Origin of the sequence: Tsuneonella rigui (assembly GCF_003958625.1) — a bacterium.
GTDB classification, from domain to species: domain Bacteria; phylum Pseudomonadota; class Alphaproteobacteria; order Sphingomonadales; family Sphingomonadaceae; genus Tsuneonella; species Tsuneonella rigui.
Genome location: NZ_RSEL01000020.1, coordinates 224349 through 243395, shown reverse-complemented (window position 1 = coordinate 243395; position 19047 = coordinate 224349). Strand labels below are relative to the sequence as shown.

General features: G+C 66.4%; 26 protein-coding genes. 7 read left to right on the top strand and 19 right to left on the bottom strand.

What is annotated here, in order from left to right:
* Positions 1-55 precede the first annotated feature (55 nt).
* Positions 56-229, top strand: coding sequence for a hypothetical protein (locus ELY12_RS14320; RefSeq protein ID WP_164549469.1), 174 nt, complete (start codon positions 56-58; stop codon positions 227-229).
* On the opposite strand, the gene pal is transcribed toward ELY12_RS14320, so the two are convergent.
* The 15 genes from pal to hisB all read right to left on the bottom strand — a co-directional run bounded on the left by pal (position 226) and on the right by hisB (position 10373).
* Positions 226-741, bottom strand: a complete 516-nt coding sequence (gene pal, locus ELY12_RS09635; protein WP_126176474.1) for a peptidoglycan-associated lipoprotein Pal — start codon at positions 739-741, stop codon at positions 226-228. The two genes, ELY12_RS14320 and pal, sit on opposite strands and share 4 nt — an antisense overlap.
* A gap of 66 nt (positions 742-807) precedes the next feature.
* A complete protein-coding gene (tolB, locus tag ELY12_RS09630) occupies positions 808-2184 on the bottom strand; it encodes a Tol-Pal system beta propeller repeat protein TolB (protein ID WP_126176473.1) in 1377 nt (458 codons plus the stop codon).
* Positions 2181-3023 carry an energy transducer TonB gene (locus tag ELY12_RS09625; protein WP_126176472.1) on the bottom strand — a complete coding sequence of 281 codons (843 nt, stop codon included), beginning with the start codon at positions 3021-3023 and terminating at the stop codon, positions 2181-2183. Before ELY12_RS09625 ends, tolB begins: the two co-directional genes overlap by 4 nt.
* A gap of 13 nt (positions 3024-3036) precedes the next feature.
* Positions 3037-3474 (bottom strand): ExbD/TolR family protein, encoded by a 438-nt coding sequence (locus ELY12_RS09620; protein ID WP_126176471.1) that lies wholly within the window; start codon positions 3472-3474, stop codon positions 3037-3039.
* A gap of 1 nt (position 3475) precedes the next feature.
* Complete coding sequence (tolQ, locus tag ELY12_RS09615) at positions 3476-4180, bottom strand: protein TolQ (RefSeq protein ID WP_126176470.1); 705 nt, start codon at positions 4178-4180, stop codon at positions 3476-3478.
* Positions 4177-4629: a YbgC/FadM family acyl-CoA thioesterase gene (locus tag ELY12_RS09610; RefSeq protein WP_126176469.1), complete on the bottom strand. Its 453-nt coding sequence runs from the start codon at positions 4627-4629 to the stop codon at positions 4177-4179. The genes tolQ and ELY12_RS09610 overlap by 4 nt, the downstream gene beginning before the upstream one ends.
* Before the next feature lie 63 nt (positions 4630-4692).
* On the bottom strand, positions 4693-5067 hold the full coding sequence (locus tag ELY12_RS09605; protein ID WP_126176468.1) for a histidine triad nucleotide-binding protein: 375 nt from the start codon (positions 5065-5067) through the stop codon (positions 4693-4695).
* A complete protein-coding gene (locus ELY12_RS09600; protein ID WP_126176467.1) occupies positions 5067-5384 on the bottom strand; it encodes a phosphoribosyl-ATP diphosphatase in 318 nt (105 codons plus the stop codon). The genes ELY12_RS09605 and ELY12_RS09600 overlap by 1 nt, the downstream gene beginning before the upstream one ends.
* 42 nt (positions 5385-5426) lie before the next feature.
* Entirely contained in the window at positions 5427-5582 is a 156-nt protein-coding gene (locus ELY12_RS09595; RefSeq protein ID WP_126176466.1) for a PEP-CTERM sorting domain-containing protein, read from the bottom strand.
* 72 nt (positions 5583-5654) lie between these two features.
* Entirely contained in the window at positions 5655-6413 is a 759-nt protein-coding gene (hisF, locus tag ELY12_RS09590) for an imidazole glycerol phosphate synthase subunit HisF (RefSeq protein WP_126176465.1), read from the bottom strand.
* Positions 6410-7138 carry a 1-(5-phosphoribosyl)-5-[(5-phosphoribosylamino)methylideneamino]imidazole-4-carboxamide isomerase gene (gene hisA / locus ELY12_RS09585; RefSeq protein ID WP_126176464.1) on the bottom strand — a complete coding sequence of 243 codons (729 nt, stop codon included), beginning with the start codon at positions 7136-7138 and terminating at the stop codon, positions 6410-6412. The genes hisF and hisA overlap by 4 nt, the downstream gene beginning before the upstream one ends.
* Positions 7139-7183: 45 nt before the next feature.
* Positions 7184-8317, bottom strand: coding sequence for a glycoside hydrolase family 130 protein (locus ELY12_RS09580; RefSeq protein ID WP_126176463.1), 1134 nt, complete (start codon positions 8315-8317; stop codon positions 7184-7186).
* On the bottom strand, positions 8314-9084 hold the full coding sequence (locus ELY12_RS09575) for an SDR family oxidoreductase (protein WP_126176462.1): 771 nt from the start codon (positions 9082-9084) through the stop codon (positions 8314-8316). The genes ELY12_RS09580 and ELY12_RS09575 overlap by 4 nt, the downstream gene beginning before the upstream one ends.
* A gap of 57 nt (positions 9085-9141) precedes the next feature.
* Positions 9142-9771: an imidazole glycerol phosphate synthase subunit HisH gene (hisH, locus tag ELY12_RS09570; RefSeq protein WP_126176461.1), complete on the bottom strand. Its 630-nt coding sequence runs from the start codon at positions 9769-9771 to the stop codon at positions 9142-9144.
* A gap of 8 nt (positions 9772-9779) precedes the next feature.
* The gene (gene hisB, locus ELY12_RS09565; RefSeq protein WP_126176460.1) at positions 9780-10373 is read right to left on the bottom strand and encodes an imidazoleglycerol-phosphate dehydratase HisB; all 594 of its coding nucleotides are present in this window, start codon (positions 10371-10373) and stop codon (positions 9780-9782) included.
* 80 nt (positions 10374-10453) lie between these two features.
* Between hisB and ELY12_RS09560 the strand changes: the two genes are divergently transcribed.
* From ELY12_RS09560 to ELY12_RS09545, 4 genes are all read left to right on the top strand, one after another.
* A complete protein-coding gene (locus ELY12_RS09560) occupies positions 10454-10957 on the top strand; it encodes an SspB family protein (RefSeq protein WP_126176459.1) in 504 nt (167 codons plus the stop codon).
* Positions 10958-10994: 37 nt separating this feature from the next.
* The gene (locus ELY12_RS09555) at positions 10995-11435 is read left to right on the top strand and encodes a hypothetical protein (protein WP_241229808.1); all 441 of its coding nucleotides are present in this window, start codon (positions 10995-10997) and stop codon (positions 11433-11435) included.
* A 49-nt stretch (positions 11436-11484) separates the two neighbouring features.
* Complete coding sequence (gene gmk, locus ELY12_RS09550) at positions 11485-12132, top strand: guanylate kinase (protein ID WP_126176458.1); 648 nt, start codon at positions 11485-11487, stop codon at positions 12130-12132.
* A 150-nt stretch (positions 12133-12282) separates the two neighbouring features.
* Positions 12283-12414, top strand: coding sequence for a YqhG/Tai3 family protein (locus tag ELY12_RS09545; protein WP_126176457.1), 132 nt, complete (start codon positions 12283-12285; stop codon positions 12412-12414).
* Between the two features lie 64 nt (positions 12415-12478).
* Here the strand turns inward: ELY12_RS09545 and ELY12_RS09540 are convergent, their stop codons facing one another.
* From ELY12_RS09540 to ELY12_RS09525, 4 genes are read right to left on the bottom strand one after another with little or no spacing between them, the layout of a single operon-like run.
* On the bottom strand, positions 12479-13372 hold the full coding sequence (locus ELY12_RS09540; protein WP_126176456.1) for an SMP-30/gluconolactonase/LRE family protein: 894 nt from the start codon (positions 13370-13372) through the stop codon (positions 12479-12481).
* 1 nt (position 13373) lies between these two features.
* A complete protein-coding gene (locus ELY12_RS09535; protein WP_126176455.1) occupies positions 13374-14180 on the bottom strand; it encodes an SDR family NAD(P)-dependent oxidoreductase in 807 nt (268 codons plus the stop codon).
* A gap of 13 nt (positions 14181-14193) precedes the next feature.
* A complete protein-coding gene (locus tag ELY12_RS09530) occupies positions 14194-15333 on the bottom strand; it encodes an acyl-CoA dehydrogenase family protein (RefSeq protein ID WP_126176454.1) in 1140 nt (379 codons plus the stop codon).
* A gap of 4 nt (positions 15334-15337) precedes the next feature.
* A complete protein-coding gene (locus ELY12_RS09525; RefSeq protein WP_126176453.1) occupies positions 15338-16522 on the bottom strand; it encodes an acyl-CoA dehydrogenase family protein in 1185 nt (394 codons plus the stop codon).
* Between the two features lie 171 nt (positions 16523-16693).
* On the opposite strand from ELY12_RS09525, the gene ELY12_RS09520 reads away from it, so the two are divergent.
* Entirely contained in the window at positions 16694-17548 is an 855-nt protein-coding gene (locus ELY12_RS09520) for an SDR family NAD(P)-dependent oxidoreductase (protein WP_126176452.1), read from the top strand.
* Complete coding sequence (locus tag ELY12_RS09515; RefSeq protein ID WP_126176451.1) at positions 17545-18996, top strand: MFS transporter; 1452 nt, start codon at positions 17545-17547, stop codon at positions 18994-18996. The genes ELY12_RS09520 and ELY12_RS09515 overlap by 4 nt, the downstream gene beginning before the upstream one ends.
* Positions 18997-19047: the final 51 nt, after the last annotated feature.

The following is a 19047-nucleotide window of genomic DNA, read 5'->3' as shown; positions in this document are numbered from 1 at the left end:
CTTTCGCAAGACTTTTGTTGCAATGCAGCATCAAAGTAGCTAAATGAAACCTGTTATGCGTAAGATGAGCTCTCAACTGATCGTTTCCGCCGTGGCCTCGACCCTGGCGATGGCTGCGTTCGCGCTCACCGCACCCGCGGCCGAGCATGGTGCGCGAAGCGGCGCGAGCATGGTCCCGGTCATGGCCGAGCTGCCCGCGCCGCCTGCGCTTCCGTCGCTCTTGCGCTAGTTCACCACCACCGACACGGCGCGGCGGTTCTGCGCCCATGACGCCTCGTCGGAGCCAAGCGCGACGGGGCGTTCCTTGCCGTAGCTCACGGTGCTGATCCGGCTCGCGGCCACGCCCAGGCTGACCAGATAGTTCTTCGCCGCGTTCGCACGACGCTCGCCCAGCGCAAGGTTGTATTCGCGCGTACCACGCTCGTCACAATGCCCTTCAATCGTGATCGAGATTTGCGGGTACTGGTTGAGGTACGCGGCCTGGCTCTGCAGGGCCGCGGCATCGGCGCTGTCGACGTTGTACTGGTCGGTGTCGAAGTAGATCACGTTCTGGCCGTTCACCGCGTTGACGAAGTGCTGCTGCGTGCCCAGCACCGCGGCGCCGGTGTCGTCGCCGGTCGTGGTCGTGTTCGTCGCGGTCGGCGTCGGATCTGGCGGCAGCGAAGCGGGCGGCTCCTTCTTGCAGGCGCCGAGCACGGCGGTGCCGGCAAGCAGCACGGCAAGGACGATCTGGCGGTTCATTGGTATCTCCTCTTTGATTCCGTCAGGCGGCGCGACCCGTCCATCCTCTCATTGTAAGGAATGCGTTTACGGCAGGATCGGTCCCCATGCGGGGTCCGATGCGTTCGCGGGCGTCGGCAGGCGACGCTCGTTGCGGCCAGTCAGATCGACCTGATACAGCGCAGTCTGACCACTCCCCCGTTCGGTGCGGAAGAACTGGATCACGCGGCCGTTCGGCGCCCAGGTCGGCGCCTCATCCTGCCAGCCGCTGGTCAATTGGCGGACATTGCCGCCGTTGGGCGACATGACCGAGATGTGGAAGTTGCTCGCGTTGGTGAAGGCGATCTGGTCGCCGCGCGGACTCCACTCAGGCGTGGCGCAACGCGCACCGCCGAAGCTGATGCGCTGCTGGTTCGATCCGTCGGCGTTCATCACATAGCACTGCTGCACGCCCGAACGGTCGCTCTCGAAAACGATCTTGGACCCGTCGGGCGAATACGAGCCGCCGATGTCGATGCCCGGGGTGTTGGTCAGCCTGGTACTCTGCCCGCCGGTCGCCGGCACGCGGTAAATGTCGGTATTGCCCCCGATCGCCATCGAATAGAGCACCCACTTGCCGTCGGGCGACCAGCGCGGCGCAAAGGTCGGGTTTGCCGACTGCGTGACGAGCGTCTGGCGCCCGGTGCCGATGTCATAGACGTAGATGCGCGGGTTCTTGTCGACGTAGCTCAGGTACATGAGCTTGCGGTAGTCGGGCGAATAACGCGGGGTCAGCGCGGTCGCGCGACCGTTGGTGATGAAGCGGTGGTTGGCGCCGTCCGAATCCATGATCGCAAGCCGCTTGACCCGGTTCCCCTTAGGACCGGTCTCCGCGATGTAGGCTATGCGGCTGTCGAAGAACGGACTCTCGCCGGACAGGCGCGAATAGACGAGGTCGGCGCACTTGTGAGCGGCGCGGCGCCAGTCGACCGGCGGCACCACCCACCCGGCGCGGGCGAGCTCCTTCTGCAGCTGCACGTCGTAAAGGTAGCAGCCGACCGTCAGCCGCCCGTCGGCACCGGCGCGGACGTAGCCCTCGACGAGCATTTCAGCGCTGCGCCCCGACCAGGTCGGCCAGGCGGGCGAGGTGATTTCGCCGAATGTCGGCTGTGGCAACGAGCCCGGCCCGACCGGCTTGAACAAACCGTTGTTCTTGAGATCGTTGAACACGACCTGCGCCAATTCGCGCCCGAGCGCGGCGGTGCCGCTGGCATTTGCAGGCGTCGGCGCGTTCCGATCCGTAGCGAACGTAGGAATTGCGATGCCGAGATCCTCGAGGTTACCTTCGAAGCTGACCGAACCGGAAAGCCCCTCCTCTTCGGTTGTTTCTACGGGCGTGTCGCTCGGCGGCTTCTGCCCCAGGTCCTGCGCAGCCAGCGGCATCGCGGAGGTGAGGAGCAGGAGGGCGGCGAAGGTCTTGGTCATTGGGCCAGTTTCCAGTCAAATCCAAAGGGTCCGACGAGCTTCCACGCGTTGTAGTACTCGTCGGGCAAGTCGAACGGTGCGGCCAGTTGCACGGCGCGGATCGCCTGCTCGGCATGACGCCCCGCTTGTGCGCGATTGGTGTCGTTGACGCCCGTCTGACGAACCAGTTCGGGCCGTCCCTGCAGACTGCCATCCGTGTTCAAGCGAAAGCGCAAGTACGTCGTGATTTTGTCGACATCGGGGCCGTCAGGTGGTTGCCACTTCGGCTTGATCTCGCGTGCGATCGCCTGGACCAGCGAAGCCTTCGCGCTTGCGCCGATCTGGCTGGCGGGCACGCGGGTCTCGCGCGTCGTCGTGCTGCTGCCCGCGCCTGGGAGGAAGTCGGCGCCGATGCGGCTGCCGCCGGCGGGCTTTGGTTTCGGCGCCGAGCGCGTCTGGCTCGCCGGAGCGTCGGGCCGGCGGCGCGGCTCGGTCGACGGAGGCTTCGGCTTGGGCGCGGTGGTCGCGCGGGGCACCGGCTTGGGCTTGGGGGGCGTGGTCGCGACCGGCTGCGGCCGCTGGATCGGCTGCGCGACAGCGGGCTGCGGGACCGACTCCGCCGGCGGTGCGGGCTCAGGCGCGAGGGTAGGCGCGATCGCGGCGGCGCTTTCGGGCACCGGTTCCGGCGCAGTCGCCTCGAGGCCGACATCGGTCGCCAGGTTGACCGTCATCTTCTCGATCGGCGGGATGGTCTTGCGGCTCGCCGGCTGGATCAGCAGCGCGACACCCAGCGCCACGTGCAGGGCCAGCGCGATGCCGAGACCAATGCGTTCCTCGCGGCGAAGATTGGCGAAAACCATCGTAATCGCCGGGCTATGGGGCCGAGACTGAACCGTTGGTGACCAGCGAGATCGAGTTGAACCCGCCGCGGTTCAGCTCACCCATCACCGCCATCACCCGCCCATAGTCGAGCGCCTTGTCCGCGCGCAGCGTCACTTGCGGCGGTTCGCCGCCACCCTGGTTGAGCTGCGCCAGCGCATCGGGGAAGCCGCCGATCTCCACGCGTTCCTTGTCGATGAAGATATACCCTTCGCGGTCGATCGAGATGGTGACCTGCTTGGGATCCTGGTCGAGCGGGTTGGCGCGGCTGTCGGGCAGCTCGATGGGTACGCCCGCGGTCAGCAGAGGCGCGGTGACCATGAAGATGATCAGCAGCACCAGCATGACGTCGACCAACGGGGTGACGTTGATCTCCGCCATCGGCGCGCGCCCGCGCCGGCCGCGCTTCTTCGCGTGGAGGCCCATCGCCATGTCAGAGTGTCTCCAGCTCGCGGCTGAGACTGGCGTGGAAACGGTCGGCGAAGCGCTGCAACCGCCCCTCAAGGCCGTTCACCGCGTGGCTGAAGCGGTTGTAAGCGATCACTGCCGGGATCGCCGCGAACAGGCCGATCGCGGTCGCGAACAGCGCCTCGGAAATGCCCGGCGCGACCACCGCGAGCGATGAGTTCTGCTGCTGCCCGATCTGGAAGAAGCTGTTCATGATGCCCCACACGGTTCCGAACAGGCCGACGAAGGGAGCTACCGAACCGACGGTGGCGAGGAAGTTCAGGCGGTTCGACAACTCGTCTGCCTCCGCTGCGACCTGGCTTTCCATCGTCACTGCGAGGCGCTGACGCAGCCCGTCGCGATCCGCCACGCGGCCGCCTTTCACCGAATGGCGCCACTCGCGCATCCCGGCCGTCGCCACGCGCGCGCTGGCGATGTCCTTCTTGCCGCGCTCCTTCATCAGCGCGTCGAAATTGTCGGTCTGCCAGAAATCCTCTTCGTAATCGCGGCAACGCTTCTTCACTGCGGTCATGCGCAGGCTGAAGCTGACGATGATCATCCAGGTCCATACGCTCGCCAGCAGCAGTCCGAGCATGACCGCCTGCACCACGATGTCGGCGTCGAGAAACAGCTGCACGGGATTGAGGCGGCTGGGCGCGCCGGCAGCGGCCAGGAGGGAGAGGTCGGTCATTCGGTTCCTTCAGCAAATTGCGCGAACGCCGCGCGCCACACCGCCGGCTGGCGGCGGGGGCGGCCCGCTGGATCGATAAAGCCGACACGCGCGGTCTGCTCGGCGACGAGCTCGCCATCACGCGTGGCGCGTTGATGGATGCGCACGCTGGCTGCGCCAAGCTCAGCGCAAGTGGTCTCGATGATCATTGTGTCGTCGAGCCGCGCGGGCCGCGCGTAGCGGATGTGGAGGTCGGCGACGGCGTAAGCACCCTCGCCCGCCTCGACCGCGCTGCGCTGGTCGATCTCGAGCAGGCGCAGCAAATCGCTCCGCGCACGTTCGAACCAGCGCAGGTAGTTGGCGTGATAGACGATGCCCGACAGGTCGGTGTCTTCGTAGTAGGCGCGCACCGCGTAAAGGTGACGCGAGCCTTCGATCAGGCCGCCAGGCAGGGTTGGCTGGGCAGTCATTGCTGGGGGCCTTAGACGGAGCGCGACTCCGCTGGCAACCCGACGAAGGTTAGCTTGTGCCCGTCAGCCGACCATCCGCCCGAGCCCGCGCCCGCCGAAGATGTGCGCGTGAAGGTGGGCGATCTCCTGCCCGCCATTGCGGCCAACATTGTAGAGCACTCGGTAGCCCGGCTCGACCAATCCTGCCTCGCGGGCGACATGACCGACCGCGCGGGCAAACCCGGCGATTTCGGCGTCAGAAGCGTCTGCAGAAAAGTCGTCCCAACTCACGTAACTGCCCTTGGGGATGACCAGGATGTGCACCGGCGCCTGCGGAGCGATGTCGTGGAAGGCGAGCGCCCACTCGTCCTCGTAGACCTTCTTCGAGGGCAGTTCGCCGCGCAGGACCTTCGCGAAGATGTTCTGGTCGTCGTACGGCAAGGTCGGGTCGATCGGCATCAGGAACTCCGGCTGGCTTTTTCGTCGATCCCCGACGTGCCCTCGCGGCGATCGAGCTCGGCGAGAACGTCTGCCAGCGGCACACCCTTCTCGCCCAGAAGGATGAGCAGGTGGAACAGCATATCGGCCGCCTCCCCCGTCAGGTCCTCGCGCGTGCCCGATAGTGCCGCGACGATGGTCTCAACCGCCTCCTCACCCAATTTGCGCGTGATCACCGGCAGGCCGCGCGAATGGAGCTGCGCGACGTAGCTTGAGGAAGCATCTCCAGATCGAAGACGGTCCGCGATCGTCTGTTCGAGGCGCGTAAGCGTATCCATCGGCATCCCGCATGGCGGGAGCCGGGCGCTCAGGTCAAGCGGTCAGTCGCGCTTGCGGCGTGCCCCGTGGCGGCCGATCAGGACGCCGACTACGCCCAAGCCGAACAACGCCATGCTCGATGGCTCCGGAATCGCGGCGCCGGCGGCCAATGCCGGAGTGGCAAATCCGAGGAGCATCAGGGGAATCGCGAAGCGCATGGCCCGGAGAGGAAGGCACCTCGCGCGCCGTCTTGCCAAGGTCGGCCTGAGCGCCGTCCCGGGGCGGGACGCTCACGCGCGAGCGGGTAACCCGGCCGAACGAAGAGCTTCATGCGCTTCGGAAATACTATGCGTGCCGAAGTGAAAAATCGACGCCGCGAGCACCGCGCTTGCATGTCCCTCGGTCACGCCTTCGACGAGATGCTCCAGCGTGCCAACCCCGCCGCTGGCAACGACAGGCACGGAAACAGCGTCGGCAATCGCCCGTGTCAGCGCGAGGTCGTATCCGGCTTGAGTGCCGTCACCGTCCATCGAGGTGACCAACAATTCCCCCGCGCCGAGTTCTGCCAGACGCACCGCGTGCTCGACGGCATCCATACCAGTCGCGCGGCGCCCTCCATGCGTGAAGATTTCCCAGCTCTCCCCAACGCGCCGCGCATCGACTGAGGCCACCACGCACTGGCTGCCGAAGCGCGCGGCGATCTCGCTCACCACCTCGGGGCGCGCCACCGCCGCGCTGTTGACCGCCACCTTGTCCGCGCCGGCCAGAAGGAGCGCCCGCGCGTCCTCGACCGAGCGCACCCCACCGCCCACTGTTAAGGGCATGAAGCACACCGCTGCGGTGCGCCGCACGACATCCAGCAACGTCCCGCGCCCTTCGTTGCTGGCGGAGATATCGAGAAAGCACAGCTCGTCCGCTCCCGCGGCGTCATACGCCTTGGCCTGCTCGACCGGATCGCCCGCGTCCTTGAGGTCGACGAAGTTGACGCCCTTCACCACGCGCCCGTTCGCGACGTCGAGACACGGAATGACGCGGATGCGGACAGTCATGCGCGGTTGGCGATGGCAATCGCGGTCGCGAGGTCGAGGCGGCCATCGTAGAGCGCGCGGCCGGTGATCACGCCTTCGATCCCGTCGTTAGCGTGAAGCGAGAGAAGGTGAATGTCGTCGAGCCCTTTCACGCCGCCGCTCGCGATCACCGGAATATCGACCCGCCGTGCAAGGTCGACCGTGGCGTCGATGTTGACGCCCTTGAGCAGGCCGTCGCGGCCGATGTCGGTGAACAGCAGCGCGGCGACGCCGGCGTCCTCGAACCGGCGCGCGAGATCGGTGGCGGGCATGTCGGACACCTCGGCCCAACCCTCGGTTGCGACCATCCCGTCACGCGCGTCCACCGCGACGACTATTCCGCCTGGATACTCCGCCGCCATGTCCCGCACAAACTCGGAATCCTTGAGCGCTGCGGTGCCCATCACGATCCGGGCGACGCCGAGGTCGAACCATCCCTCCACCGCCTCGCGGGTGCGGATGCCGCCGCCGAGTTGCACGTATCCGGGAAAGCTTTCGACGATCGCCTCGACAGCCGCGCGGTTCTCCGCCCGGCCGGCGAACGAGCCGTCGAGATCCACCACGTGGAGATGCTCCGCTCCCGCCTGGGCGAACAGCATGGCCTGCGCGGCCGGATCGTCGCCATAGACGGTGGCGCGCGCCATATCGCCTTCCGCCAGACGGACGACTTGGCCGGCCTTGAGGTCGATAGCAGGAAAGACGATCATCGGTGCGCGCTAACATTCTGTCCGCAGCGCGTCACCCGCGCAAATCTACGACGGGACGAATGCCCCCTTGGGGATGTGCGTGATCCGGCAGGCCAGGTCCGCCTCGCCGCTGGCGACGATGAAATGATCGGCCTCCTCCACGATCCCGGTGCTGAACACCACGTCGCGAACGTACATCTGATGTTCGAGGGGCGCGGTGAGGTCGGCGTTCGCCTCGAGCAGCGGCGGATGGCTCGTCGCGAGCACCTTCCACGGCTCGTCGGGATCGAGCAGCGACCAGTAGGTGCGGTAGATGCCGACAATTTCCTTCGGCTCGACCCCGTGCCACAGGGTCAGCCAGCCGCGCCGGCCCGCGACTTCGGTGAGGATCGGCGGGGTGCCGCCTCCGATGCGGGCGGTGGCGGCGGTGCCGGCGTGCGGGCGGATGGCCGGCTCGATATGCGGCTTCCAGTGTAGCGCGTCGGGACTGGTCGCGTGGTTGATCGAGGGGCCGGCGTGGTACGGGCTGTCGGGCGGATAAGCGAAGAACAGCGCGCCGAGCGGCCGGGTCTGCGCCCAGTATTGGCCGTCGATCAACCCTTCGAAAATCAGCATGTCCTTGTTCTGGTGATCGAGCACGATCCCTTCGAACTGCCAATCGAGCGCGTTGTCGGACGAGTACAGCGTTGTCGAATGCCGCTCCGGGCTGACCGAGCACGTCGTCATCAGATAGCGGTCACCGACCTTGCTGATCCGCGCATCCTCCAGGCCATAGCACTGGTAAGTGCCCTGCGGCGCGATCGCCTTGTCGTAGTGCAGCGCGACTACTTCAAGCCCGTCGGGCGTCAGCTCGACCGGTAGCAGCCAGGCGAGCGAGGTGAGCGCCATGATCTTCCATCCCATCCCGCGCAGCTCGAACTTGCGCGGGTCGGCGGTGTCGGCGAACTGGAGCGGCCAGGCGTCCAGGACGTAGCGCCCCTCGTCCCAGCGGATCGCGTGGACGTTGCCGTCGCGCACCGGCTGGCGCAGCGCCTCCGCCACACGCACCATCATCAGCATGTTGCCGTTGGGAAGCCGCGTCAGCGCGGGGTTGAACGCTCCCAGCACATACGTTTCGACACCCAAGTGACCGGCGAGCGGCGAGCGCGCCAGATCGATGTCGTCCGGGACGAGGACGAGCCGGTCGACGTCGAATGTCATTTGTCCGAAACGCGCTCGGTCATCGCAAGCTGCATGACAACCGCGCGGCGCGGCTGGGTCAGCATGAAGTGCACCGCGACCGCGATATCCTCGGCTCGCAACATCTTCTCGTCGTTGATCATCTCGCGCTGCTTGTCGGCCGGGATGTCCGGGTACTGGAAGTCGGCTCCGGTCAGGCCCGGCTCGATCAGGCCGACTTTGATGCCCTTCTTTCCCAGTTCCTTGTGCAACGCCTCGGCAAAACCCTGGATGCCCTTCTTCATCCCCGAATAGACCGAGGACGATCCGCCCAGGCTGTGCGCGCTCATCGAACCGATCAGGACGAGGTTACCCTTGTCCTTCATGTGCGACACCGCCTTGTGCACGCTCATGACATACGCGGTGTAGTCGGTTGCGACGGCGTACCAGGCGTCTTCCTCGCTGGTGTCGGTGATGCCGTCCACCGGGATGGCTGCGTTGATCACCGCGATGTCGTATTTGCCGAGCTTCTTCTCCGCCTCGGCGAAAAACCTGTCGAGATCATCGCGCTTCGCCAGGTCCAGCGCGATGCCATCCCCCTTGCCGACTTCGTTGATCCGTTCGAGCCCGTCCTTCAGATGCTGCTCGTCGCGGCCGCAGGTGAAGATCTCGACGCCTTCGCTGGCGAGGAGCACTGCGATCGCGCGGCCGATGCCGGTGGTGCCGCCGGTGATCACCGCCTTGCGTCCGTTCAGCGAAGGCATTTCGGTATGCGCGTCGGATAGATTCTTGGGATCGGCTTCAGCCATCGCGACTCTCCTGGTTTCCCAACCGAGACGCATCGGCCCGCGCGCATGTTCCCGTCGTCAGGGCTTCCAGCTCAAAAAACGCTCAAGCAGGTCAATGCCATAGGCCTGGCTCTTTTCGGGATGGAACTGGACCCCGAGGATGTTGTCGCGCGCCACCGCAGCCACCAGCCCGCCGCCATGGTCGGTCATCGCGGCGATCTCGCGCCCCTCGTCGGGGACGAAGTGATACGAGTGGAGGAAATAAGCTTCCCCGCCCTCGATCAGGCTGGCGCCGTCTCGGTGCGGCATGGGCCTCACGTCGTTCCAGCCCATGTGCGGCACCTTGATCGACGGATCGCGCGGTTCGATCGGCAGCACCTCTCCGCCGATCCAGTCGAGGCCGGCGGTCGCTCCGTGCTCGACCCCGCGGGTTGCGAGGAGCTGCATGCCGACACACACGCCAAGGAACGGCACGCCATCGGCGAGCACGCGCTCCTCGAGCGCCTCGACCATACCCGGCACGGCCCGGAGGCCCTCGGCGCATGATTTGAATGAGCCCACCCCGGGCAGCACGATCCGCCGCGCCCCGCGCACGATCGCCGGGTCGGCGGTGAGATGCACATGGCCGGCGCCCGCCGCCATCAGCGCGTTGTGGACCGACTGGAGGTTGCCCGCGCCGTAATCGATCAGCGCGATGGCTTCAGACACTGGGGGCCTCAGCCACCGAGCTGACCCTTGGTCGACGGAATTGCCCCGCCCTTGCGCGGATCGCGCTCGACCGCCTGCCGCATCGCGCGGGCGAAGCCCTTGTAGATGCTCTCGCAGATGTGGTGGTTGTTGCCGCCGTAGAGTAGCTCAACGTGCAGCGTGATCCCGCATGCCTGCGCGACCGAGTGGAACCAGTGCTCGATCAGCTCGGTATCCCATTCGCCCAGCCGCGTCTGACTGAAACCCGCGCGCCACACGAGGTACGGGCGCCCCGAGATATCGAGCGCCACCCGCGCCAGCGTCTCGTCCATCGGCGAATAGGCCTGGCCATATCTGCCGATGCCGCCCTTGTCGCCGAGCGCTTGGCTGAGCGCCTGACCAAGAGCGATCGCGCTGTCTTCGGTGGTGTGATGCTGGTCGACATGCAGATCGCCGTCGACCTTCATCGTCACATCGATCAGCGAGTGGCGGCTGAACTGTTCGACCATGTGATCGAGGAAGCCGATCCCGGTCGCGACATCATAGGCACCCGTCCCGTCGAGATTGACCTCGACCAGGATCGCCGTCTCGCTCGTGTTGCGTTCGATACGTCCGGTGCGCATGGCGCGGCTATACGCAGGCGCCGTCACCACGCAAGCTTTCCGGCTTGACCGGCGCGCGCGGCCCCGCCACCACGCGGGCGATGAGCGACGAAACGCCCGAAAGCCTGATCCCCTACGACGAGATCGTGCAGGAGGCCCTGCGCGCCGTGGTCGGCCGCGTGCTGGGCGAAGTGCAGGCGACGGGCGGCAACCTGCCCGGCAACCACCACTTCTACATCACCTTCAAGACCGGCGCCCCCGGCGTCTCGATCCCGCCGCACCTGCGCGAACGCTTCCCGGACGAGATGACAATCGTGTTGCAGAACAAGTTCTGGGATCTCAACGTCGACGACGAAGGGTTCACCGTCGGCCTGACCTTCAACCAGATTCCCGCGAAGCTCGAAATTCCGTTCGGCGCGATCACCGCATTCGTCGATCCGGCAGTTGATTTCGGCCTCCAGTTCCAGGCCACCGTCGCCGACATGATGCCCGAGACGCACGACGAGGCAGAGAACGACGGATCGGAACAGGGCGGCGGACCCACCGTTATCGAGAGCGACGACGGATCGAACGTCGTCACGGTCGATTTCGGCCGCAAGAAATAACGCGGCGGCCCTCCCCGCCGGCGATCAGGGGATGGCGATGACGCTGCGGCCGAAGAAATCGAAGATCACCAAGAAGCCCGAAGCCTCGGGCAAGGTCAGCGACAATGGCGCCAAGGCGATCTCCTCGGTCACCGGCGAGAGCGACACGGTCATCGGCCCGAGCACCAATCCTGCCACCAACCTGATCATCCAGGACATCGCGATGCGCGCGGGTGGTCGACTGATGCGGCATACGTTCGAAAAGGGCCTGCTGCGTGGCCGCTACGGCGGATCAGGCGCGAAGGCGATCGTCGAGAACCGCTCGCTCGCGCAGACTTTGGTGAGCGGACTGCTGGCGCGGTACGCAACGCGATCGCTGCCAGGCGCGGTGATCATCGGCGGGGGGCTGGTGGTGAAGACGCTCTACGATCGCGGGCGCAGCAAGCGCGACGCCAAGCGGTCCGGCGACAAGTCTCTCAAGAAAATGGCGGAGGATTGATCCGCGTTTGCGGGTTGATTTGTTAAGCCTGCCTGGCGCAGGTGCGCGCATGGCCAGCGAACAAGCCCTTGCCAATACGCTCAAGCGCCGTGGCCTTATGTTCGTGCTGTCGTCGCCCTCGGGCGCAGGCAAGACCACCATCTCGCGCATGCTCCTCGAGGCCGACGCGGATCTTAAGCTCTCAGTTTCGGTCACTACGCGCCCTCCGCGGCCGGGCGAGATCGATGCCGTGCACTATCACTTCGTCGACGATGCCGAATTCGACCGCATGGTTGCCGAGGACGATTTCTACGAGTGGGCGCACGTGTTCGGCCACCGCTATGGCACCCCCAAGGGGCATATCCGCAGCGGGCTGAAGGAAGGGCAGGACTGCCTGTTCGATATCGACTGGCAGGGCACCCAGCAGCTGATCCAGAAGGACAAGCAGGACGTGGTCGCGGTGTTCATCCTGCCGCCGAGCATCGACGAGCTCCGCCGCCGGCTGGAGGCGCGCGCGCAAGACAGTGCGGAAGTGATCGACGCCCGCATGGACCGCGCCCGCGCCGAGATCAGCCACTGGGATGCCTACGACTACGTGGTCATCAATGACGAGGTGGATACCTGCTTCGCCAAGGTGCGGGAGATCCTCCACGCCGAACGCATGAAGCGCCGCCGCCAGACCGGATTGATCGACTTCGTGCGCGGGATGATGGGCTGAGCAACGCTCAGCTAATCCAGATCAATTCGTCGCACGGCGCCGGGCAAGCGTCGCTTCGCAGCACCAATCGGGGAACCGGCGGGCGCTAGGCGCTTTTCGACTGTCAGGCCGCGAGCACAAAGTGTGCTGCGGAAGGAAAAGGGAACCGCCATGAAGAAGCTCCTTGTTGTCCTCGCCCTGTCGAGCGGTCTGCTCGTCTCTGCCTGCAACACCCTCCACGGCGCTGCCGACGACGTGAAGTCGGTCGGCGACTGCGCGGACGGCCGTCCGGGCAACTGCTAAGCAGCAAAGCGCGGGTGCCTGGGGCGGAGAGCCTCGGGCGCCCGCCGCCGCTTTGGCGGCAAATCTACGGTAAGCCGGCGCGCGCTACGTCGACGCTCGCGGCCAGTACCTTGCCTTTCGGTTCGCGCGCAGCGGCCGCTCCCAGACCCGGAGCTACCATCATGAACAGCGTGCGCCCATCCGCGCCGCCGAGCATGCAGGCGTAGCAGCTGAGCCCGCCGGTCTCGACGATCTCCAGCACTTCTCCGCCTTCCGCGATGCGACGGCATTCGGGGGCGAGCGGGTTGGCGATCCACACCGCACCTTCCGCGTCGAGCGCGATGCCGTCGGGCACCGCCGGCGCAGTCTCGGCCCAGGTGCGGCGGTTGCTCAGGGTTCCATCCTCGGCGATGTCGAGCGCGGTCAGCTTGCGGCCGAAGGTCTCGCCGACGATGAAGGTCTTGCCGTCGGGCGTGATGACCGATCCATTCGGAAAGCCGAACCGTTCGTCGCCCGCGGCGGCCTCAACCCGTCCGTCGGAATTGACCAACGCGATCCGCGTCTTGGGATGGTCCGCCAGCACGCCTTCCGGCCCTCGCGCGGCCATCGCGGCGTCGAGATCGAAGCCGAAGTTGCCGACGTAGGCGCGGCCTTGCGCATCGACGACCATGTCGTTGCACCAGTAGTCCGCGATGCCCGAGAGATCGGCGTGCAGGTCGAAGCGTCCGTCGGGCCAGCGGCGCCAGACCTGCTGCGCATGCATCTTGACCACCAGCAGCGACCCGTCGGGCATCCAGCCGAGGCCGGAGGGATGCTCGCCGTCGGGGAGCTGAAGCTCGACCCGCAGATCGCCGCCCGCCTCGCTCACCGAATAGACGCGAAAGCCGTAGAAGTCGGAGAACCACAGCCGGCTCTCATGCCAGCGTGGCCCTTCGCCGAAGTGGATGCCGCTCGCGACCTCGCGGACCGAGCGGCTCATCTCAGCGCCCCCCGGCGGGGTCGGCGAAGTGCGTCGGCAGGTGTGCGTTGACGATGCCGCCGTCGATCGTCACCGTCTCGCCCACGGTGTAGTCGCCCGCGCGGCTGGCGAGATACACCGCGGTGCCGCCCATGTCCCACTTGTCGCCAACGCGCTTGTTGGGGATGCCCTGCCCGCTCGCCTCCGCCTGGTCGCGCGCAACCTTGTTCATGTTCGACGGGAAGGCGCCCGGCGCCAGCGAGGTCACATAGATGTGATCCTTGACCAGCCGCGCGGCCATGCGGCGGGTCAGGTGGATTAGCGCCGCCTTCGAGGCCTGGTAGCTGTAGGTCTCCCACGGATTGATCCGCTGTCCGTCGACCGAGGTGATGTTGATCACCTTGGCCGGCTGCTGCAGGCTCGCGGCCGCCTTGAGCAGGCCGTGGAGCTTCTGCGTCAGGAAGAACGGGGTCTTGACGTTGAGGTCCATGACCTTGTCCCACCCGGCCTCGGGGAATTCTTCGAAGTCGTTGCCCCAAGCAGCGCCCGCGTTGTTGACCAGAATGTCGAGCTTCGCTTCCTTGGCGGTGAGCGCTCGGACGAGTTCCTCGATTCCTTCCATGGTCGAGATATCGCCCTGGATCGGGATGACCTTGTCGCCCAGCTCGCTCGCCGCCTCGTGCAGCTCGCCGCCCTTGCGCGCGGTGATGTAGACCCGCTCGATCCCTGCAGCGAGGAAGCCCTCGACGATCATCCTGCCGATGCCGCGGCTGCCGCCGGTCACCACCGCCACGCGGCCCTTGAGGCCGAACATCTCTTCGAGGGTCATGCTTCTCTCCCGCTCAGTAGCCGCTCATCCGCGCGACGCGGTCGGCGTGGTAGTAGACGTCGCCCATGAACTCGGCGAGCGCGCGGTCGCGCTTCATGTAGAGGCCGATGTCGTATTCGTCGGTCATGCCGATGCCGCCGTGCATCTGCACGCCTTCCTTGACCGCGAGGCCAGCCGCCTTGCCGACCTTGGCCTTGGCGACCGAGGCCATCAGCGAAGCGTTCTCCGCGCCCGCATCGAGCAGCTGCTGCGCCTTGATCACCACCGCGCGAGCAATCTCGACCTCCGAGTAGAGGTGCGCGGCGCGGTGCTGGAGTGCCTGGAACTCGCCGATCAGCTTGCCGAATTGCTTGCGCTGCTTGAGGTAATCGATGGTCATGTCCATCGACCCGCGCGCGACGCCGACCGCCTCGGCCGCCGCGCCGACGCGCCCGGCATCGAGCACGCGATTGAGGACCTCGCGCCCGCCGTCCACCTCGCCGATCACCGCATCGCCGTCGAGCTCGACCCCATCGAGGGTCAGGTGGCTCGCCATCGAGCTGTCGACCAGCCGCACCGAGTTGTGGCCGAGGCCCGCAGCATCCTTGGGCACCGCGAACAGCGTCACGCCCTGCTCGTCATCGTCCGCGCCCGAGGTGCGCGCCGCGACCACGATCATATCCGCGCTCGCGCCCTGGACCACGAAGTCCTTCTTACCGGAGAGCTTGAAGCCGTTGCCCGAGCGCTCGGCCTTGGTCGCGATCCGTTCGGGGCGGTGCTTCGGTCCCTCGTCGATCGCGACGGCGAACACACTGTCGCCCGACACGAGGCCCGGCAGCCAGCGACCGCGCGCGTCCTCATTCGCCGCGGCGAGCGCGGTGGCGGCCATGACCGAGCTTGTCAGGAACGGCGACGGGGTCAGGTTGCGGCCGATTTCCTCGAGCACGATGCCCGCCTCGACATGACCCATGCCGAGCCCGCCGTCGGCTTCCGGGACGATGATGCCCGTGAAGCCCATCTCGGCCATCTGCTTCCACAGGTCGTGGCCGAACCCGTCCTTGCATTCGCGGTCGCGCCAGTGGCGCAGCTGCTTCCCGATCGCGCCTTCGTCGCCCATGAACTGCTGGGCGGTTTCGGCGAGCATCGCCTGGTCGTCATCATGATACAGCGGCATCGGATCAGGCCCCCGGGAGTTCGAGAATGCGCTTGGCGACAACGCCGAGCATGACTTCGCTGGTGCCGCCCTCGATCGAGTTGGCCTTGGTCCGCAGCCAGGCACGAGGCGCGGCGCCGCCGCGGGTTTCCTCGCTGTCCCACTCAAGCGCGGTCGAGCCGCCCGCCGACATCACCAGCTCGTGCCGGCGCTTGTTGAGCTCGGTCCCGGCATACTTCATCATGTTCGAGTAAGCGGGGTGCGCCTTGCCGACTTTGACCTCGTCGAGGAACTTCTCGCCCATCGCGCTGAACGCCAGCGCATCGACGTCGAACATCGCCAGCTCGGCGCGCAGGATCGGATCGAGCTCGCCGCCCGCCTGGCGGGTGAGCGAGGCGCCGATGCCGGCTCCGCGCTCGGAGCTGTCGGCGCCCGAGATCATTTCGCGTTCGTGGCCGAGCAGGTACTTGGCGACGTCCCACCCGCGGTTGATCTCGCCGACGTAGCCGGGGATGTCCTCGCCGTATGACTTGGGCACTTTCACGTCGTCGAAGAAGGTCTCGCAGAACGGGCTGTTGCCGCTGATGAGGAGGATGGGCTTGGTCGACACGCCGGGGCTGGCCATGTCGTAGAGCATGAAGGTGATGCCCTGGTACTTGTTCGTCTTGTCGGTACGGACGAGGCAGAAGATCCAGTCGGCCTTGTCGGCGTAGGAGGTCCAGATCTTCGAGCCGTTGACCACCCAGTGGTCGCCCTTGTCCTCGCCGAAGGTCTGCAAGCTGACGAGGTCCGAGCCCGAGCCCGGCTCCGAATAGCCCTGGCACCAGCGAATTTCGCCCCGGGCGATCTGATTGAGGAAGTGCTTCTTCTGCCCTTCGGTGCCGAATTGCAGCAGCGCGGGCCCGAGCATCCAGATGCCGAAGCTCGACAGCGGCGGGCGGGCGCCGATGCGCGCCATTTCCTCGCGCAACACCTTGGCCTCGGCCGGCGAAAGGCCGGCACCGCCATACTCCTTCGGCCACGCCGGGACGGTGAAACCCTTGTCGCGGCACGCTTCGAACCACGCCTTCTGCGCGTCGTTCTTGAAGGTCGCGTTGCGGCCGCCCCAGTATACGTCATCCTCGTCGCGGACGGGTTGGCGCATTTCGGGCGGGCAGTTGGCTTCGAGCCACGCGCGGGTTTCGGCGCGGAAGGCGTCCAGATCGGCCATCAGAAGTCTCCTCTCGTTGACGCACACGTAAAGCCGACTCGGCTTGTTGGGCAAGGACCGATTTGGACCATACCCATTCTACTAGCTTGCCGTAACGGCAGGCCAAGAACCGTTGACGGCGCGGCCCATCTGCCTACCCTACCGTCACAACAAAATGGGTCGGGAGAGACCATGCGATTCTCAGGCAAGACCGTCGTCGTCACCGGCGCGGCATCGGGTATCGGCGCGGAAACGGCGCGCCTGTTCGCGCGTGAAGGCGCTGTGGTTTACGCCGCCGATATCGACGAAACGGGCGGCTCCGCGCTGGCCGGCGAAGGCGTCGGCGACATCCGTTTCCAGCGCTGCGATGTCTGCTCCACCGAGTCGATCAAGGCGCTAATGGACCGCGCCGGCAGCGAGACCGGCGCGATCGACGTGGTGTTCAACAACGCCGGCGCAGGCGGCGCGCGGGAGAAGATCCACGAGATCGAGCCCGACGCGTGGGACCGGACGATGGACTTGCTCCTCCGCTCGGTCGCCTTCGGCATCCGCTATGCCGTGCCGCATATGCAGAACCGTCCCGGCGCGGCGATCGTCAACACCGCTAGCGTGGCGGCGACCGCCTCGGGCTACTCGCCGACCGCCTATGCGGTGGCGAAGTGCGGCGTGCTCCACCTGACCAAGGTCGCGGCGGCCGATCTCGCGCAGTTCGGCATCCGGGTGAACGCGATCCTGCCGGGCTTCATCAACACCAACATCTTCACCACCGCGCTCGAGGTGCCCGACGACACCAAACACATCGCCAAGGCGATGATCGCGCAGATGAGCGCCAACGCCCAGCCGGTGAAGCGGGGCGGCCAGCCGCGCGACATTGCGGAGGCCTGCGCCTTCCTCGCCAGCGAGGCGGCGAGCTTCATAACCGGCACCTCGATCCTGGTCGACGGCGGACTGACGATCGGCCAGCGCGGCAGCTGGGACCCCGAAACGCCCGGCATGCTCGAAGCGCTCTCGGCGATGGAAGCGCAAGCCAGCGGAACGCCTGCATGAGCGCTGCCGAAGCGGCGACGATGACGCCCGTGCAGGGCCGCGTGCCCACGCGGCTGGCGGCGGCCAACGGGCTCGGCAGCGTCGCCTACGGCATCAAGGACAACGGTTTTTCGACCTTCCTGCTGTTGTTCTACAACCAGGTGCTGGGGATGGACGCGCGGCTGGTTAGCCTTGCGCTGCTGATCGCGCTGGTGTTCGACGGGCTGATCGACCCGGTCGTCGGTCATATCAGCGACCGCACCAACACCCGCTGGGGCCGGCGCCTGCCTTATCTCTACGTCGCGCCGTTGTTCCTCGGGGGGTTCTGGATCCTGCTGTGGTCACCCGTCGGCGCGGCCAGCTTCCCGGTGTTGCTGATATCCGCCATCGCGGTGCGCGCATCGGTCGCGTTCTGCGAGGTTCCGTCCGCCGCCCTCGTGGCGGAAATCACGCACGATTACGACGAGCGCACCCGCCTTACCCGCCTGCGCTACCTCAACGCCTGGGGCGGCGGGCTGCTGATGCTGCTGCTGGCGTACGGCGTGTTCCTGCCCAACGCGATGCTCTCACGCGAGGGCTACCAGAGCTACGGCATCGCCGGCGCGATCCTGATGGTCGCGACAGTGCTCATCTCCGCCCGCGGCCAGCACAAATGGGTGGCGCACCGCCCGGAGCTCAAGGCTCCCGCACGCGCCGGCATCCGCGGCGCGTTCGGGGAAATTCGCGAATGCCTCAGCCATCCGGCGTTCGTGGTCCTGATGTTCAGCTTCGCCGCTGCTATCACCAGCCAAGGGATCACTTTCTCGATCTCGAACTACCTCTACCTGTTCGTGTGGAAGTTCCCCCCGTGGGCGCTCCAGGCCTACCCGCTGATGCTGTTCGTCAGCGTCATCGGCAGCTTCCTCGCGGTCGGCCCCTTCCAGGCTCGCTTTGGCAAGCGCGACGCGGCGATCGTCACCGCGCTGCTCGGCATGGTGTTCTGGATCACTCCACTTACGCTGCGCCATTTCGACCTGTGGTGGCCCGACGGCACCACGCCGGCGATCCTGGGGATGTTCGCCGCGACCTTCTTCTCGAACCTGTTCAGCGTCATCACCACGATCTGCCTGTCATCGATGGTGGCTGATGTGGTCGAAGCCTCGCAGGAACAGACCGGCCGGCGGTCGGAAGGCACGTTTGCCGCGGGAGCGTTCTTCGCCGCCAAGTGCTCGACCGGGCTCGGCATATTTGTGACCGGGTTCCTGCTCAGCCTGTCGGGCATGCCCAATGGGGCCAAGCCCGGCCAGGTGTCCGAACAGGTCGTCGATACGCTGGCGATGTCGTACGCGGCGTGCGTCTTCGTGTTCGCGATCCTGCTGGTGCTGATCGTCCGCAGGTTCCCGATCACCCGTGAGCAGCACGAAGCGCGGCTGACCCTGCTGGCCGAGGCCGCCAAGGCCGATCCGGAGGCGACCGGCCAACACCCTTAAAACGCCTTGGCGGCGCGCGCGCGCTCTGCCACGGTCTCGAATTGAAACGGA